Consider the following 15,884-nt stretch of genomic DNA (forward strand, 5'->3'; position numbering starts at 1 on the left):
GCGCGCCGACCGCCGTCCGCCCCGACCGAGTTGGGGCGGACGGCGTACGACGGCCCGTGAACCAGGCCCTGTCCGGCGGATCTCCGCGGGGCCGCGACGCCTGGCACCGCACCTCGCTGCGTTGTCGGAGTCGTCCGAGTACGCCCGGTACGAGGACGATCCTCCGCCTTGCGATGCACGGCACCAGACGCCGCGGCCTGATCCACGAAGATCCGCCGGACAGGACCTAGGTGTGCTGTCCGGGGACGTTGGTGACGGGCGACTCGCCGTGAGTGGTGCTTGAACGAGGCGAGGGCCTTCTGGTTTCGGTGTGGATTGCGACATCTACCACCGGCACGCAGGAGGCCCTCGTTGATCCACCGTAACGCCCCGCTGACTCCGACCGGCAGGCTGCGTCTGGCCCGCTGTGTCGTCGAGGACGGCTGGCCGCTGCGCCAGGCCGCCGAACGGTTTCAGGTCAGCCATACCACCGCAGCCCGCTGGGCCGGACGCTACCGCCGCCACGGGGCAGCGGGTCTGCAGGACCGTTCCAGCCGCCCCCATCACTCACCCCGCCGGACGCCCGCCTGTGTGGAGGAGCGGGTGCTGCGGATGCGCCGTGAACACCGGATCGGCCCGCTGCGGCTGGCCGCCCGTTCTGGCGTCGCCGCCTCCACCGCTCACCGCATCCTTCAACGCCACGGCCTGCCGCCGCTGGCCGCGCTGGACCGGGCCACCGGCGAACCCGTCCGCCGCTACGAACGCTCCCGCCCCGGCGAGCTGGTCCACATCGACGTCAAGAAGCTCGGCCGCATCCCCGACGGCGGCGGTCACAAAGTCCTGGGCCGCGTGGCCGGCCGCAAGAACAAGAGCGGGACCGGTTATGCCTTCCTGCACACCGCGCTGGATGACCACTCCCGCCTGGCCTACACCGAGAACCTGTCCGACGAGAAGGCGGCCACCTGCGCGGCCTTCCTACGACGAGCTGCCGCCTGGTTCGCCGCACGCGGCGTGACCGTCGAGCGGGTGCTGACCGACAACGCCTGGGCCTACAGTAAGAACACCTGGCGGCAGACCTGCCGTGACCTGGGCATCAGCCCCCGCTGGACCCGCCCCTGGCGCCCGCAGACGAACGGGAAGGTCGAACGCTTCCACCGCACCCTGCTCGATGAATGGGCCTACCAGCGGCCCTACACATCAGAAGCCGAACGGCAGGCCGCGTTTCCCGACTGGCTGGACTGGTACAACTTCCACCGACCCCACACCGGAATCAGCGGCCACACCCCAGCCAGCCGCATCACCAACCTCTCCGGACAACACACCTAGACGAGTAAGTCCGAAGGCTTGGTCAGTGGTCGTAGGCGATCAGTGATCGGGTGATGGATCGGCCTGTGGCGCGGTTGTGCCAGATCGCGGCCGTCATGGCCAGGATCCGTTGTCCGACACGGGCGAGGACGCCGGCGGGGGTTCTCGCTCCGTGGCGCTCGAGGTCGAGCTGGCCCTTGAGGGTGTCGTTCACCGACTCGATGAGCTGGCGGATGGGCTTGAGCAGGTATTCGCCGGGCCGCGGCTTGTGGGAGCGGTAGCTGGGCCGCAGGAGGGTCAGGCCGTGCTCGGCCAGGAAAGCGTCGAGGTGCTTGGACACGTAGCCCTTGTCACCGATGATCGTCTGCCCGGGGTGTGTGGCCAGCAGGTCTTGGTCGCCGGTGAGCATGTCGGCCAGCACCTCGCGTTCGTCGATTTTGGGGTTGGCCAGGGCCCAGGCGATCGGCAGGCCGCCGGGCGTGCACACAAGGTGGAGCCGCAGGCCCCAGAAGAACCGGGAGTGGGAGGGGCAGTAGCCGTACCCGGCCCAGCCGGCCAGGTCGGAACGCTTCACGGTGGGCCGTGAGCGGGCGCACTCCACCGGTGTGGAGTCCACGATCCACACGTCGTCGTGCCACAGGTCGCTGTCGCGGGCGAGTGTGCGGATGAATGTGCTGATCAGCGTGTTCCCGGCTCGCAGGCGCTTGTTGTAGCCGGACTGTCCGGGCAGGTAGGGAAACTCGGCGGCCAGGTGGGCGCGTGCGAAGCGCAGCCATCGGGCTTCGGAGACGAAGCCGAGCAGGGCCTGCATGACCGCGAGGGTCAACAGCTCGGCGTCCGTCAGTCTGGGTGGGCGGCCCCATCGCCGCGTTCCTGCCAGAGCGTCATCGATCTTCACGTACAGTGCTGTCGCGAGGGTCTCGAGGTTTGTCGTCACAAACGAACCAACGAGACCCTCGCTTCATGCGCCCGGAGACTTCGGACTTACTCGTCTAGGCCCCGGCCCCGGCCCGTTCGCCGCGTACCCGCTCGGCGACCTGCGGCGGCATCGGCTCGTGCCGGGCGTAGGAGCGGCTGAACCGCCCGGTGCCGTGCGACAGCGACCGCAGGTCGACCGCGTACCGGCCGATCTCGATCTCCGGGACCTCCGCCTGGATCAGGGTTCGGCCGCCGCCCGACTGTTCGGTGCCGACGACCCGGCCGCGCCGCCCTGACAGGTCACTCATGACGGCGCCGACATAGTCGTCGGAGATCAGGACGCCGACCTTGACCACCGGCTCCAGCAGCTCGATCGAGCAGTCGGCGGCCGCCTCGCGCAGCGCGAGCGCACCCGCCGTCTGGAACGCGGCGTCGGAGGAATCCACCGAGTGCGCCTTGCCGTCGAGCAGCGTGATCCGCACGTCGACCAACGGGTTTCCGGTGGAGACGCCGCGCGCCGCCTGGGCCCGTACGCCCTTCTCGACGGACGGGATGAACTGCCGGGGCACCGCGCCGCCGACGACCTTGTCCACGAACTCGATGCCCGAGCCGCCCGGCAGCGGCTCCACCTCGATCTCGCAGATCGCGTACTGGCCGTGCCCGCCGGACTGCTTGACGTGCCGCCCGCGTCCGGCGGCCTTGCTGCCGAACGTCTCGCGCAGCGCGACCTTGTACGGCACCGCGTCCACCTGCACCCCGTACCGGGCGCGCAGCCGCTCCAGCGCGACGTCCATATGGGCCTCGCCCAGGCACCACAGCACCACCTGGTGGGTGTCCGGGTTCTGCTCCAGCCGCATCGTCGGGTCCTCGGCCACCAGCCGCGACAGGCCCAGCGACAGCTTGTCCTCGTCCGCCTTGCTGTGCGCCTCGATGGCGACGGGCAGCAGCGGGTCGGGCATCTGCCAGGGCTCCATGAGCAGCGGCCGGTCCTTGGCCGAAAGCGTGTCCCCGGTCTCGGCGCGGGTCAGTTTGGCGACGCACGCCAGATCGCCCGCGATGGCCTGGGACAGCATGCGCTGCTGCTTGCCGAACGGCGTGGACAGGGCGCCCACACGCTCGTCGACGTCATGGTCCTCGTGGCCGCGGTCCTCCAGGCCGTGCCCCGAGACATGCACCGTCTCATCCGGGCGCAGCGTCCCGGAGAAGACCCGGACCAGCGAGATCCGGCCGACATACGGATCGGAGGAGGTCTTGACGACCTCGGCGGCCAGCGGGCCGTCCGGGTCGCAGGTCAGCGCCGGGCAGGCGGCGCCCTGCGGGGTGGTGACCGCGGGTGCCTCGCGCTCCAGCGGGGTCGGGAAGCCGCGGGTGATCAGCTCCAGCAGCTCGGTGGTGCCCAGGCCCTGCCGGGAGCCGCCCGCGGCGGGCGCGGCGGCCAGCACGGGGTGGAAGCTGCCGCGGGCGACGGCCTTCTCCAGGTCGTCGATCAGCGTCTTGATGTCGATCTCCTCGCCGCCCAGATAGCGGTCCATGAGGGTCTCGTCCTCGCTCTCGGCGATGATCCCCTCGATGAGCCGGTCGCGGGCCTCCGCGACCAGCGGTACCTGGCCGTCGGTGGGCGGGGTCTCGGTCCGTACGCCCGAGGAGTAGTCGTAGACCTGCTGGGAGAGCAGGCCGATCAGCCCGGTCACCGGGGCGTGCCCGTCCGGGGCCGGTTCGCCGCGCAGCGGCAGGTACAGCGGCAGGACGGCGTCGGGGTCGTCGCCGCCGAAGGTCCGGCGACAGATCTCGGTCATTTCCTCGAAGCTGGCGCGGGCCGCCTCCAGGTGCGTGATCACGATGGCGCGCGGCATCCCGACCGCCGCGCACTCCTCCCACACCATGCGGGTGGCGCCCGCTATGCCCACGGCGTCCTGGGCCGCCGAAACGACGAAGAGGGCCGCGTCTGCTGCTCGCAGACCGGCCCTCAGCTCCCCGACGAAGTCGGCATAACCTGGGGTATCGAGGAGATTGATCTTCATCCCGCCCCATTCGACGGGGACCAGGGACAGCTGCACCGAGCGCTGCTGCCGGTGCTCGATCTCGTCGTAGTCGGAGAGGCATCCGCCGTCCTCGACCCGACCGGCCCTGTTGATCGCGCCGGTCGCCAGCGCGAGGGCCTCCACCAGCGTCGTCTTCCCGGACCCGCTGTGGCCGACCAGCACCACATTCCGCAGGGAGCTGGGCCGGTCGGCCGCCGCTGCCCTTCCGGCGGCCCCTGGGTGTGTGTTCGTCTTCTCGCCCATGTGTCTCGCCTCCAGGTCGACACCTTGCGATACTTCGAGCTTTCCACCGAGGTCACGGTGCGTCCATACGTCGCACATCCGGGCATCCCGCGGGAGGGGCGTGGGAGCGGTCCGACAGGTGCGCGGCGGCCCGGTGGCGCCTGGCTACGATGGGCCCGCCGGTGGCCTCTTGGCCATCCGGCCCGTATCGACCACCGGGAAGGCCATGCTGAACAAGTACGCGCGTGCTTTCTTCACGCGTGTTCTCACACCGTTCGCCGCCCTGCTCATCCGCCTCGGCGTCAGCCCGGACGCGGTGACGCTCACCGGAACCGGTGGTGTGATCGCGGGTGCGCTGGTCTTCTACCCCCGGGGCGAGTTCTTCTGGGGCACCGTCGTCATCACGCTCTTCGTCTTCTCGGACCTGATCGACGGCAATATGGCGCGGCAGCTGGGCCGCTCCAGCCGCTGGGGCGCGTTCCTCGACTCGACGCTGGACCGGGTCGCCGACGGGGCGATCTTCGGCGGTCTGGCGTTGTGGTACGCGGGCGGGGGCGACGACAATGTGTTGTGTGCGGTGACGATCTTCTGTCTCGCCAGTGGCCAGGTGGTCTCGTACACCAAGGCGCGCGGCGAGAGCATCGGGCTGCCGGTGAACGTCAACGGGCTGGTGGAGCGCGCCGAGCGGCTGGTGATCTCGCTGGTCGCCTGCGGCCTCTCCGGCCTGCACATGTTCGGTGTGCCGCACATCGAGATCCTGCTTCCGATCGCGCTGTGGATCGTCGCCGTCGGCAGTGCCGTGACCCTCGTACAGCGCGTGGTCACCGTGCGCCGGGAGGCCGCCGAGGCGGACGCCACGGAGCGCGCGGTACCCCAGGGGGGCGAGACGCGGTGAAGGACAGGCTGACCGACGCGCTCTACGGGCTCGGCTGGAGCACGGTCAAGAAGCTCCCCGAGCCGGTCGCCGTGGCGCTGGGGCAGCGCATCGCCGACCAGGCGTGGAAGCGGCGCGGCAAGGGCGTACGGCGGCTGGAGGCCAATCTCGCGCGCGTCGTCCCCGAGGCCTCGCCGCGGCGGCTGGCCGAGCTGTCCCGGGCGGGCATGCGGTCGTACATGCGCTACTGGATGGAGTCCTTCCGGCTTCCGACGTGGAGCGCGGAGCGCATCCGCGGTGGCGTGGAGATCAAGGACGCGCACTACCTGGTCGACGGGCTGGCCAGTGGCCGCGGGGTGGTCGCCGCCCTGCCCCACATGGGCAACTACGACCTCGCCGGGGCCTGGGTCACCACCAAGCTGGGGGTGCCGTTCACCACGGTCGCGGAGCGGCTGAAGCCGGAGTCGCTGTACGACCGCTTCGTCGCCTACCGCAAGGGGCTGGGCATGGAGGTGCTGCCGCACCAGGGCGGCAGCGCGTTCGGGACGCTGGCACGGCGGCTGCGGGCGGGCGGGCTGGTCTGTCTGGTGGCCGACCGGGACCTGTCCGCCTCCGGGGTGGAGGTGTCGTTCTTCGGCGAGACCGCGAAGATGCCCGCGGGCCCGGCGCGGCTCGCGGCGCAGACCGGCGCGCTGCTGCTGCCGGTCACGCTCTGGTACGACGAGTCCCCGGTCATGCGGGGGAGGGTCTACCCGCCCGTGGAGGTGCCGGAGAGCGGCACCCGGGAGGAGCGGACCGCCGTCATGGCCCAGCAGGTCGCCGACGCCTTCGCCGAGGGGATCGCCGAACACCCGGAGGACTGGCACATGCTCCAGCGGCTGTGGCTCGCCGACCTGGACCGGGGCCCTGGCGGCCCGGGGCAGGGTTCCGGAGACCCGGATCAAGATTCCGCAGACCGGGATCAAGATTCCGGAAACCGGGATCAGGGTCCCGGAAGGGAGAAGGCGTGAGGATCGGGATCGTCTGCCCCTACTCCTGGGACGTCCCGGGCGGAGTGCAGTTCCACATCCGCGACCTGGCGGAGCACCTCACCCGGCGCGGCCATGAGGTCTCCGTCCTCGCCCCCGCGGACGACGAGACGCCGCTGCCGCCCTACGTCGTCTCCGCGGGGCGCGCGGTCCCGGTGCCGTACAACGGATCCGTCGCCCGGCTCAACTTCGGCTTCCTGTCCGCCGCCCGGGTGCGGCGCTGGCTGCACGACGGCGCGTTCGACGTCATCCACATCCACGAGCCCACCTCGCCCTCCCTCGGGCTGCTCGCCTGCTGGGCGGCGCAGGGGCCGATCGTCGCCACCTTCCACACCTCCAACCCCCGCTCGCGGGCCATGATCGCCGCGTATCCGATCCTCCAGCCCGCGCTGGAGAAGATCAGCGCGCGGATCGCGGTCAGCGAGTACGCGCGGCGGACCCTGGTCGAGCATCTGGGCGGCGACGCCGTCGTCATCCCCAACGGCGTCGACGTGGGCTTCTTCGCCGACGCCGAGCCGAAGGAGGAGTGGCAGGGTGACACGATCGGGTTCATCGGCCGCATCGACGAGCCCCGCAAGGGGCTGCCGGTGCTGATGCGCGCCCTGCCGAAGATCCTCGCCGAGCGGCCCCGGACCCGGCTGCTGGTCGCCGGGCGCGGCGACGAGAAGGAGGCGGTCGCGGGCCTGCCCGAGGAGCTGCGGGACCGGGTCGAGTTCCTGGGGATGGTCAGCGACGAGGACAAGGCGCGCTTCCTGCGCAGCGTGGACGTGTACATCGCGCCCAACACGGGCGGCGAGAGCTTCGGCATCATCCTGGTCGAGGCCATGTCGGCGGGCGCACCGGTCCTCGCGAGCGACCTGGACGCCTTCGCCCAGGTCCTGGACGGGGGAGCGGCCGGTGAGCTGTTCGCGGGCGGGGACGCGGACGCGCTGGCGGCCGCCGCGGTACGGCTGCTGGGCGACCCGGACCGGCTCGCCGAGCTGCGGGAGCGGGGCAGCCGCCATGTGCGGCGCTTCGACTGGTCGACCGTGGGGGCGGACGTCCTGGCGGTCTACGAGACGGTGACGGACGGTACGTCCTCGGTCGACGCCGACGACCGCGTCGGCCTCCTGACCCGCCTGGGTCTGACCCGGGACTAGGACCGATCCCGCGAGCGGCAGACGGTAGCGTGGCGCGGCGTGAGCACACTGATCTGGGTCGCGGTCGCGCTGGTGGTCGTCGCCGTCTATCTGAGCTGGACCGCGGGGCGTCTGGACCGGCTGCACAGCCGTCTGGACGCGGCGCGGGCGGCGTTGGACGCGCAGCTGCTGCGCCGCGCTTCCATCACCCAGGAGCTGGGCACCGCCGGAGTGCTCGACCCCGCCTCGTCGATGGTGCTCTACCAGGCCGCGCACGCCGCCCGGCAGGCCGAGGAGGAGCACCGTGAGGTCGCCGAGAGCGAGCTGAGCCAGGCGCTGCGGGCCGTCTTCGAGGAGCCCGCGCAGGTCGAGGCGGTGCGGGAGGCGCCGGGCGGTGAGGCGGCGCTGGAGGAGCTGGCGGAGGCGGTGCGCCGGGTGCCGATGGCGCGGCGGTTCCACAACGACGCGGTGCGGGCGGCGCGGGCGCTGCGCCGCCACCGCAAGGTGCGCTGGTTCCGGCTGGCGGGCCATGCCCCGTTCCCGCTGGCGTTCGAGATGGACGACGAGCCTCCGGCGGCCCTGGTGGCGCGCGCGGCGCACTGAACCTTCGAGCCACCGGCCTTCGATTGGCCCTTGCCGGGGCCCGTCCCGAGCGGGTTTGGTTGATGCGTGTACCACACACGTCCATGACCCGAGCCGGATGGCCGGGTCATGAACAGGTATCGAACGGCCCTACGATGGGTTCATCGCACTTTTCACTATCGAGTGAGGTCAAACCGTGTCCACCACGTCCGCCAGCACGTCCCCGTCCGCAGAGAATCCGGCGGCTCCCGCGACCGGCACCGCCCGCGTCAAGCGCGGCATGGCCGAGCAGCTCAAGGGCGGCGTGATCATGGACGTCGTCACGCCGGAGGAAGCCAAGATCGCCGAGGACGCCGGTGCCGTCGCGGTCATGGCGCTGGAGCGGGTTCCGGCCGACATCCGCAAGGACGGCGGCGTGGCCCGGATGTCCGACCCGGACATGATCGACGGCATCATCAGCGCGGTCTCCATCCCGGTCATGGCGAAGTCCCGGATCGGCCACTTCGTCGAGGCGCAGGTGCTCCAGTCCCTGGGCGTCGACTACATCGACGAGTCCGAGGTGCTGACCCCGGCCGACGAGGTCAACCACAGCGACAAGTGGTCCTTCACCACCCCCTTCGTGTGCGGTGCCACCAACCTGGGCGAGGCGCTGCGCCGGATCGCCGAGGGCGCGGCGATGATCCGTTCCAAGGGCGAGGCCGGCACCGGCAACGTCGTCGAGGCGGTCCGTCACCTGCGCCAGATCAAGGGCGAGATCGCCCGGCTGCGCGGCCTGGACAACCACGAGCTGTACGCCGCGGCCAAGGAGCTGCGCGCCCCGTACGAGCTGGTCGCGGAGATCGCGCAGACCGGCAAGCTGCCGGTCGTGCTGTTCTCCGCCGGTGGTGTCGCCACCCCGGCCGACGCCGCGCTGATGCGTCAGCTGGGCGCGGAGGGCGTCTTCGTGGGCTCGGGCATCTTCAAGTCCGGCGACCCGGCGAAGCGCGCCGCGGCGATCGTGAAGGCGACCACCTTCTACGACGACCCGAAGGTCATCGCGGACGCGTCCCGCGACCTGGGCGAGGCCATGGTCGGCATCAACTGCGACACCCTCCCCGAGGCCGAGCGGTACGCCAACCGCGGCTGGTAACCACAGCATCGACGCGTCCGGTGGACGGCCCGCGCCGCCCGCGGGCCGTCCACCGACGCGTATCCCCTGACATTCGAGAGGTCCCCGTACCGTGTCCGAGACGTCCGAGACCCCCCTCGTCGGCGTGCTCGCCCTCCAGGGCGACGTCCGTGAGCATCTTGCGGCGCTCGCCGCGGCCGGCGCCCAGGCCCGGCCGGTGCGCCGCCCCGAGGAGCTGGCCGAGGTCGAGGGTCTGGTGATCCCCGGCGGCGAGTCCACCACCATGTCCAAGCTCGCGGTGATCTTCGGGCTGCTGGAGCCGCTGCGCGAGCGCATCCGGGCGGGCCTGCCGGTGTACGGCACTTGCGCCGGTATGATCATGGTCGCGGACAAGATCCTCGACGGCCGGGACGACCAGGAGACCCTGGGCGGCATCGACATGATCGTGCGCCGCAACGCCTTCGGCCGCCAGAACGAGTCCTTCGAGGCCGCGGTCGACATCAAGGGCATCGACGGCGGCCCGGTGGAGGGCGTCTTCATCCGCGCGCCGTGGGTCGAGTCGGTGGGCGCCGGCGCCGAGGTGCTGGCGACGTACGACGGTCACACGGTGGCGGTCCGGCAGGGCAATGTCCTGGCGACGTCGTTCCACCCGGAGCTGACCGGCGACCACCGGGTGCACGCCCTGTTCGTCGACATGGTGGGGGCCGCACGCTGAGCGGCGATCCCGGTAGGATCGCAGGCGTTCGTACAGCATTGGGTAACGCGAAGGAGACAGGCGGATGTCCGGCCACTCTAAATGGGCTACGACGAAGCACAAGAAGGCCGTGATCGATGCCAAGCGCGGCAAGCTCTTCGCGAAGCTGATCAAGAACATCGAGGTCGCGGCCCGGATGGGCGGTGCCGACATCGAGGGCAACCCGACGCTCTTCGACGCCATCCAGAAGGCCAAGAAGCAGTCGGTTCCGAACAAGAACATCGACAGCGCGGTCAAGCGCGGTGCCGGTCTTGAGGCGGGCGGCGCCGAGTACGAGACGATCATGTACGAGGGCTACGGCCCCAACGGTGTCGCGGTGCTCATCGAGTGCCTGACCGACAACCGCAACCGCGCCGCCTCCGACGTCCGCGTGGCCATGACCCGCAACGGGGGCTCGATGGCCGACCCGGGCTCCGTGGCCTACCTGTTCAACCGCAAGGGCGTCGTCATCGTCCCCAAGGGCGAGCTGACCGAGGACGACGTGCTGGCCGCGGTGCTCGACGCGGGCGCCGAGGAGGTCAACGACCTCGGCGAGTCCTTCGAGGTCCTCAGCGAGGCCACCGACCTGGTCGCGGTCCGCACCGCGCTCCAGCAGGAGGGCATCGACTACGACTCGGCCGACACCAACTTCGTGCCCACCATGCAGGTGGAGCTGGAGGAGGAAGGCGCGCGCAAGATCTTCAAGCTGATCGACGCGCTCGAGGACAGCGACGACGTGCAGAACGTCTTCGCCAACTTCGACGTCTCCGACGACGTCATGGCCAAGGTCGACGCCTGAGACACATCGCCTGAGGGCGCATCAGCACACGCATGGCGGGCGGGTCGGCGGGGACACACCCCACCGGCCCGTCGGCGTTGTCGGACGGCGTTGTCGGTGGCAGCCGCTAGCCTGCGGGAGCAGATGCAGGAACAGATGACCGAAGCGCGATGAGGGGAGGGGCGCGGTGCGGGTGCTCGGTGTGGACCCGGGGCTGACCCGGTGCGGCATCGGCGTCGTCGACGGGGTCGCGGGCCGCCCGCTGCGGATGGTGGGCGTCGGCGTCATACGGACCCCGGCGGACGCCGAGATCGGCGACCGCCTCGTCCTCGTCGAGCGCGGCATCGAGGAGTGGCTGGACGCGCACCAGCCCGAATTCGTCGCGGTGGAGCGGGTGTTCAGCCAGCACAACGTGCAGACCGTCATGGGCACCGCCCAGGCCAGCGCCGTCGCCATGCTCTGCGCGGCGCGCCGCGGGCTGCCGGTCGCGCTGCACACCCCCAGCGAGGTCAAGGCGGCCGTCACCGGCTCGGGGCGCGCCGAGAAGGCGCAGGTCGGCGCGATGGTCACCCGGCTGCTGCGGCTGGACGCCCCGCCCAAACCGGCCGACGCCGCCGACGCCCTGGCGCTCGCCATCTGCCACATCTGGCGCGCCCCCGCGACCAACCGGCTCCAGCAGGCCGTCGCCGCCCACCGCACCCCGCGCGCCCCGCGCTCTCCGCGTTCCACGAAAGGCCGTATTACATGATCGCGTTCGTCTCCGGTCCGGTCGCGGCCCTCGCCCCGAACACCGCCGTCATCGAGGTCGGCGGTGTCGGGATGGCGCTCCAGTGCACCCCGGGCACCCTGTCCGGGCTGCGGGTCGGCGAGGCGGCCCGGCTGGCCACCTCGCTCGTGGTCCGTGAGGACTCCCTGACGCTCTACGGCTTCGCGGACGACGACGAGCGCCAGGTCTTCGAGCTGCTCCAGACCGCCAGCGGGGTCGGCCCCCGGCTCGCCCAGGCCATGCTGGCCGTGCACGCGCCGGACGCGCTGCGGCTCGCCGTCTCCACCGGTGACGAGAAGGCGCTCACCGCCGTCCCCGGCATCGGCAAGAAGGGGGCGCAGAAGCTGCTGCTGGAGCTGAAGGACCGGCTCGGCGAGCCGGTCGGCACCACGGTGCCCGCCGCCCGACCGCCCGCGGCCGCGGGCTGGAGCGATCAGCTGCACACCGCCCTGGTCGGCCTCGGCTACGCCACCCGGGAGGCCGACGAGGCGGTGTCCGCCGTCACCCCGCAGGCCGAGGCGGCCCTCGCCGAGGGCGGCGCGCCGCAGGTGGCGCAGCTGTTGCGGGCCGCCCTCCAGACCCTGAACCGCACCCGCTGACCGGCCGCCGGCGCGCAGTGCCGCGCCCGGCCGGACCGGCTCGATGAGACCTCGCGAGGCGAAACGCAGTGAACTGGGACGAGACCGCACCGGCCGACGCCGACGACGCCCTGTCCGGCGCCCTCCCCGGCGGCGCGGGCAGTCGGCTGGTGGGCGCCGACGCCGACGGGGACGACCAGGCGGTGGAGGCCGCCCTCCGCCCCAAGGACCTGGGGGAGTTCGTCGGCCAGGAGCGGGTCCGTGAGCAGCTGGACCTGGTCCTCAAGGCGGCCCGGCAGCGCGGCGGCACCGCCGACCACGTGCTGCTCTCCGGTGCGCCCGGGCTCGGCAAGACCACCCTCTCGATGATCATCGCGGCCGAGATGGGCGCCCCGATCCGCATCACCTCCGGCCCGGCCATCCAGCACGCGGGCGACCTCGCCGCGATCCTCTCCTCGCTCACCGAGGGCGAGGTGCTGTTCCTGGACGAGATCCACCGCATGTCCCGGCCCGCCGAGGAGATGCTGTACATGGCGATGGAGGACTTCCGCGTCGACGTCATCGTCGGCAAGGGGCCCGGGGCCACCGCCATCCCGCTGGAGCTGCCGCCGTTCACCCTGGTGGGCGCGACCACCCGGGCCGGGCTGCTGCCGCCCCCGCTGCGCGACCGATTCGGCTTCACCGGGCACATGGAGTTCTACGCCCCCGCCGAGCTGGAGCGCGTGATCCACCGCTCCGCCCGGCTCCTGGAGGTGACCATAGAGCCCGAGGGCGCGGCCGAGATCGCCGGGCGCTCCCGCGGCACGCCCCGTATCGCCAACCGGCTGCTGCGCCGGGTGCGGGACTACGCCCAGGTCAAGGCGGACGGCGTCATCACCCGGGAGATCGCCGCGAGCGCCCTGGCGGTCTACGACGTGGACGGCCGGGGTCTTGACCGGCTGGACCGGGCGGTGCTCAGCGCCCTGCTCAAGCTGTTCGGCGGCGGCCCGGTGGGCCTGTCGACCCTGGCGGTCGCGGTGGGGGAGGAGCGTGAGACGGTGGAGGAGGTCGCCGAGCCGTTCCTGGTGCGCGAGGGCCTGCTGGCCCGTACGCCCCGGGGCCGGATCGGGACCCCCGCGGCCTGGGAGCACCTGGGCCTCACCCCGCCGCAGCGCGGCACCGGGGGCGGCCAGAGCGGCCTGTTCGAGGCGTGAAGGCGCGTATTCTCCGGCTTCGTGGCGTGAAGAGCGAATAATGGCGGGGTCAGGAACCCGGGTGCCACGCCGGGCGTTGTTCCATAGGTGCGGGCTCGCTTAGACTCCGCCGATGCCGTCCGTATGCCGTCCGTTCTTCCGTACGGCATACCCACCCCCGTAGACCAGGCCGCGCCCCAGCGGTCGTGTGAAGGATCTCCGTCCCGTGAATATCGTGACTCTCCTGCCGTTCATCGTGCTCATCGGGGCCATGTTCCTGATGACTCGGTCGGCCAAGAACAAGCAGCGCCAGGCCGCACAGATGCGCGACACCATGCAACCGGGTACCGGCGTGCGGACCATCGGTGGCATGTACGCGACGGTCAAGGAGGTCCACGACGACACGGTCCTCCTCGAGGTGGCCCCCGCCGTTCACGCGATCTACGCGAAGAACGCGATCGGCGCCGTCCTCTCCGACGCCGAGTACAACCACATCGTCCACGGGATCGACCCCGATGACAGCGCTGACGAGGCCGTCGACGGCGCCGACACCCCTGTCGTCCCCGACGACGCCTCCTCGCTGACCACCACGCCCGCGGGCGGCGCCGACTCCGCCGACGCGGCGAAGGCGGCCGGTGAGCCGGAGGGCGAGAAGGCCGACGCCAAGAAGATCGACCTCGGTAAGAACGACGCCGACGCGGCCGACGCGCCCGAGGACGAAAAGCGGGACGGCGGCGCCGACGCGAAGTAGTCCTGATGTGTGAACCACGGCGTGCCACCGCTCGGCGCGCCGTGATTCATGGACGCTCTAGGCTCCGGCGGGGGCACACCCCCACAAGACTTCGTGGCCGCCCCGCGCGCATCCGCTGCGGGGCGGTTGGACAGGGAGATACGACAAGGTGGCAGCACCGAAGAAGGGCCGCAGGTCCCCCGGGTCACAGGGCAGGCCCGGGCGCGCGCTGGCCGTGATCGTGATCGCCATGGTGGCGCTCATCGGGGGGATGTTCCTCTCCGGTCACACCACACCGCGGCTGGGCATCGATCTGGCGGGCGGCACCAGCTTCACGCTGGAGGCCAAGAACCAGCCGGGCAAGCCCAACGCGATCAACACGGCCAACATGAACACCGCCGTCGGCATCATCGAGCGGCGGGTCAACGGTCTGGGTGTGTCCGAGGCCGAGGTCCAGACGCAGGGCGACAAGCACATCATCGTGAACATCCCCAAGGGGACGAACGCGAAGCAGGCCCGGCAGCAGGTCGGCACCACCGCCCAGCTGTACTTCCGGCCGGTGATGACCACCACGTCCGGCGGCAAGACCAAGCAGCCCAGCACCACCCCGTCGCCCTCCGCGAGCGCGCCGAAGGGCACGTCGGACAAGGGCGGCCAGAGCGGCAGCGAGAAGCCCAAGGGCTCGCCCACCCCGACCTCCACCACCCAGGGCCGTGCCGTGCCCGAGGCGCTGAAGGCCGACAAGGCGGCGCCGACCCCCACCCCGTCCAAGACCCCCGAGAGCGGCGAGACGGGCAAGCCCTCGGACGCCCCCAGCCAGCCCAGCCAGGACGACCAGGAGAAGCTGGCCAAGGACTTCGCGGCGCTGGACTGCACCAAGCCGGCGGGGCGTGCCGCGGCGGCCGAGAAGGCGGCCAACAGCAAGCCGACCGAGCCGATTCTGGCCTGTAGCCAGAAGGGCGACTCCAAGTTCGTCCTGGCCCCCTCCGAGGTCGAGGGCACCGACGTCGACGACGCCTCGTCCGTCTTCGAGAGCCAGAACGCCTCGGGCTGGATCGTGCAGCTCGACTTCAACAACAAGGGCGCCAAGAAGTTCGCCAAGGTGACCGGCGAGCTGACCAAGCAGCAGTCCCCGCAGAACCGCTTCGCGATCGTCCTGGACGGCGAGGTCGTCTCCGACCCCGAGGTCACCCAGGGCGCCATCACCGGCGGCCGGGCCACCATCTCCGGCGGCTTCACCCAGCAGAGCTCCGCGGACCTGGCCAACGTGCTGTCCTTCGGTGCGCTGCCGCTGTCCTTCGACATCGCGGACGAGACCACCGTCTCCGCGGCCCTCGGCGGCGAGCAGCTCCAGGCCGGTCTGATCGCCGGTGCCATCGGCCTCGCCCTCGTGGTGATCTACCTGGTCGTCTACTACCGCGGACTGTCGCTGGTGGCCATGGCGTCCCTCGCGGCCTCCGCCATACTGACGTACACGATCATGGTGCTGCTCGGCCCGGGCATCGGCTTCGCGCTGAACTTGCCTGCCGTCTGCGGTGCGATCGTGGCGATCGGTATCACCGCCGACTCGTTCATCGTCTACTTCGAGCGGATCCGTGACGAGATCCGGGAGGGCCGCTCGCTGCGCCCGGCCGTCGAGCGCGGCTGGCCCCGGGCCCGGCGCACCATCCTGGTCTCCGACTTCGTGTCGTTCCTCGCCGCCGCGGTGCTCTTCATCGTGACCGTCGGCAAGGTGAAGGGCTTCGCGTTCACCCTGGGGCTGACCACGCTGCTCGACGTCGTCGTGGTGTTCCTGTTCACCAAGCCGCTGATGACCATCCTCGCCCGCCGCCCGTTCTTCGGGAACGGCCATCCGTGGTCCGGTCTGGATCCCAAGCGCCTCGGGGCCAAACCACCGCTGCGCCGCCGTCGTCCCGCCGCCCCCGGCCCCGCCGACACGAAGGAGGCGTGA

Annotated in this window: 15 protein-coding genes; 13 read left to right on the plus strand and 2 right to left on the minus strand. The window is 71.3% G+C overall.

The window, feature by feature from the left end:
• Positions 1–351: 351 nt before the first annotated feature.
• On the plus strand, positions 352–1,305 hold the full coding sequence (locus HYQ63_RS34985; protein WP_179937750.1) for an IS481 family transposase: 954 nt from the start codon (positions 352–354) through the stop codon (positions 1,303–1,305).
• 22 nt (positions 1,306–1,327) lie between these two features.
• Here HYQ63_RS34985 and HYQ63_RS34990 read toward each other — a convergent pair whose 3' ends face one another.
• Positions 1,328–2,221, minus strand: coding sequence for an IS982 family transposase (locus HYQ63_RS34990; protein WP_179935202.1), 894 nt, complete (start codon positions 2,219–2,221; stop codon positions 1,328–1,330).
• A 55-nt stretch (positions 2,222–2,276) separates the two neighbouring features.
• Positions 2,277–4,487 (minus strand): elongation factor G-like protein EF-G2, encoded by a 2,211-nt coding sequence (locus HYQ63_RS34995; RefSeq protein ID WP_179937751.1) that lies wholly within the window; start codon positions 4,485–4,487, stop codon positions 2,277–2,279.
• 205 nt (positions 4,488–4,692) lie between these two features.
• Here HYQ63_RS34995 and pgsA point away from each other — a divergent pair, with 205 nt between their 5' ends.
• The 12 genes from pgsA to secD all read left to right on the plus strand — a co-directional run bounded on the left by pgsA (position 4,693) and on the right by secD (position 15,884).
• Positions 4,693–5,361, plus strand: a complete 669-nt coding sequence (gene pgsA, locus HYQ63_RS35000) for a phosphatidylinositol phosphate synthase (RefSeq protein ID WP_179937752.1) — start codon at positions 4,693–4,695, stop codon at positions 5,359–5,361.
• Entirely contained in the window at positions 5,358–6,350 is a 993-nt protein-coding gene (locus HYQ63_RS35005; protein WP_179937753.1) for a phosphatidylinositol mannoside acyltransferase, read from the plus strand. The genes pgsA and HYQ63_RS35005 overlap by 4 nt, the downstream gene beginning before the upstream one ends.
• A complete protein-coding gene (locus HYQ63_RS35010) occupies positions 6,347–7,507 on the plus strand; it encodes a glycosyltransferase family 4 protein (RefSeq protein ID WP_179937754.1) in 1,161 nt (386 codons plus the stop codon). The genes HYQ63_RS35005 and HYQ63_RS35010 overlap by 4 nt, the downstream gene beginning before the upstream one ends.
• A 39-nt stretch (positions 7,508–7,546) precedes the next feature.
• Positions 7,547–8,089 (plus strand): hypothetical protein, encoded by a 543-nt coding sequence (locus HYQ63_RS35015; RefSeq protein WP_009713659.1) that lies wholly within the window; start codon positions 7,547–7,549, stop codon positions 8,087–8,089.
• 175 nt (positions 8,090–8,264) lie between these two features.
• Positions 8,265–9,197: a pyridoxal 5'-phosphate synthase lyase subunit PdxS gene (pdxS, locus tag HYQ63_RS35020; protein WP_009713658.1), complete on the plus strand. Its 933-nt coding sequence runs from the start codon at positions 8,265–8,267 to the stop codon at positions 9,195–9,197.
• Between the two features lie 91 nt (positions 9,198–9,288).
• Positions 9,289–9,891 (plus strand): pyridoxal 5'-phosphate synthase glutaminase subunit PdxT, encoded by a 603-nt coding sequence (pdxT, locus tag HYQ63_RS35025; protein ID WP_179937755.1) that lies wholly within the window; start codon positions 9,289–9,291, stop codon positions 9,889–9,891.
• Between the two features lie 64 nt (positions 9,892–9,955).
• Positions 9,956–10,708 carry a YebC/PmpR family DNA-binding transcriptional regulator gene (locus tag HYQ63_RS35030; RefSeq protein WP_179937756.1) on the plus strand — a complete coding sequence of 251 codons (753 nt, stop codon included), beginning with the start codon at positions 9,956–9,958 and terminating at the stop codon, positions 10,706–10,708.
• A 166-nt stretch (positions 10,709–10,874) separates the two neighbouring features.
• On the plus strand, positions 10,875–11,435 hold the full coding sequence (ruvC, locus tag HYQ63_RS35035) for a crossover junction endodeoxyribonuclease RuvC (protein WP_179937757.1): 561 nt from the start codon (positions 10,875–10,877) through the stop codon (positions 11,433–11,435).
• A complete protein-coding gene (ruvA, locus tag HYQ63_RS35040; RefSeq protein ID WP_179937758.1) occupies positions 11,432–12,052 on the plus strand; it encodes a Holliday junction branch migration protein RuvA in 621 nt (206 codons plus the stop codon). The genes ruvC and ruvA overlap by 4 nt, the downstream gene beginning before the upstream one ends.
• Positions 12,053–12,120: 68 nt before the next feature.
• Positions 12,121–13,224 (plus strand): Holliday junction branch migration DNA helicase RuvB, encoded by a 1,104-nt coding sequence (gene ruvB, locus HYQ63_RS35045; protein WP_123107902.1) that lies wholly within the window; start codon positions 12,121–12,123, stop codon positions 13,222–13,224.
• 205 nt (positions 13,225–13,429) lie between these two features.
• Entirely contained in the window at positions 13,430–13,954 is a 525-nt protein-coding gene (gene yajC / locus HYQ63_RS35050) for a preprotein translocase subunit YajC (RefSeq protein WP_179937759.1), read from the plus strand.
• A 148-nt stretch (positions 13,955–14,102) separates the two neighbouring features.
• Complete coding sequence (gene secD / locus HYQ63_RS35055) at positions 14,103–15,884, plus strand: protein translocase subunit SecD (RefSeq protein ID WP_179937760.1); 1,782 nt, start codon at positions 14,103–14,105, stop codon at positions 15,882–15,884.

The sequence above is a fragment of the Streptomyces sp. Rer75 genome (assembly GCF_013414305.1).
In the GTDB taxonomy this organism is placed as follows: domain Bacteria; phylum Actinomycetota; class Actinomycetes; order Streptomycetales; family Streptomycetaceae; genus Streptomyces; species Streptomyces himastatinicus.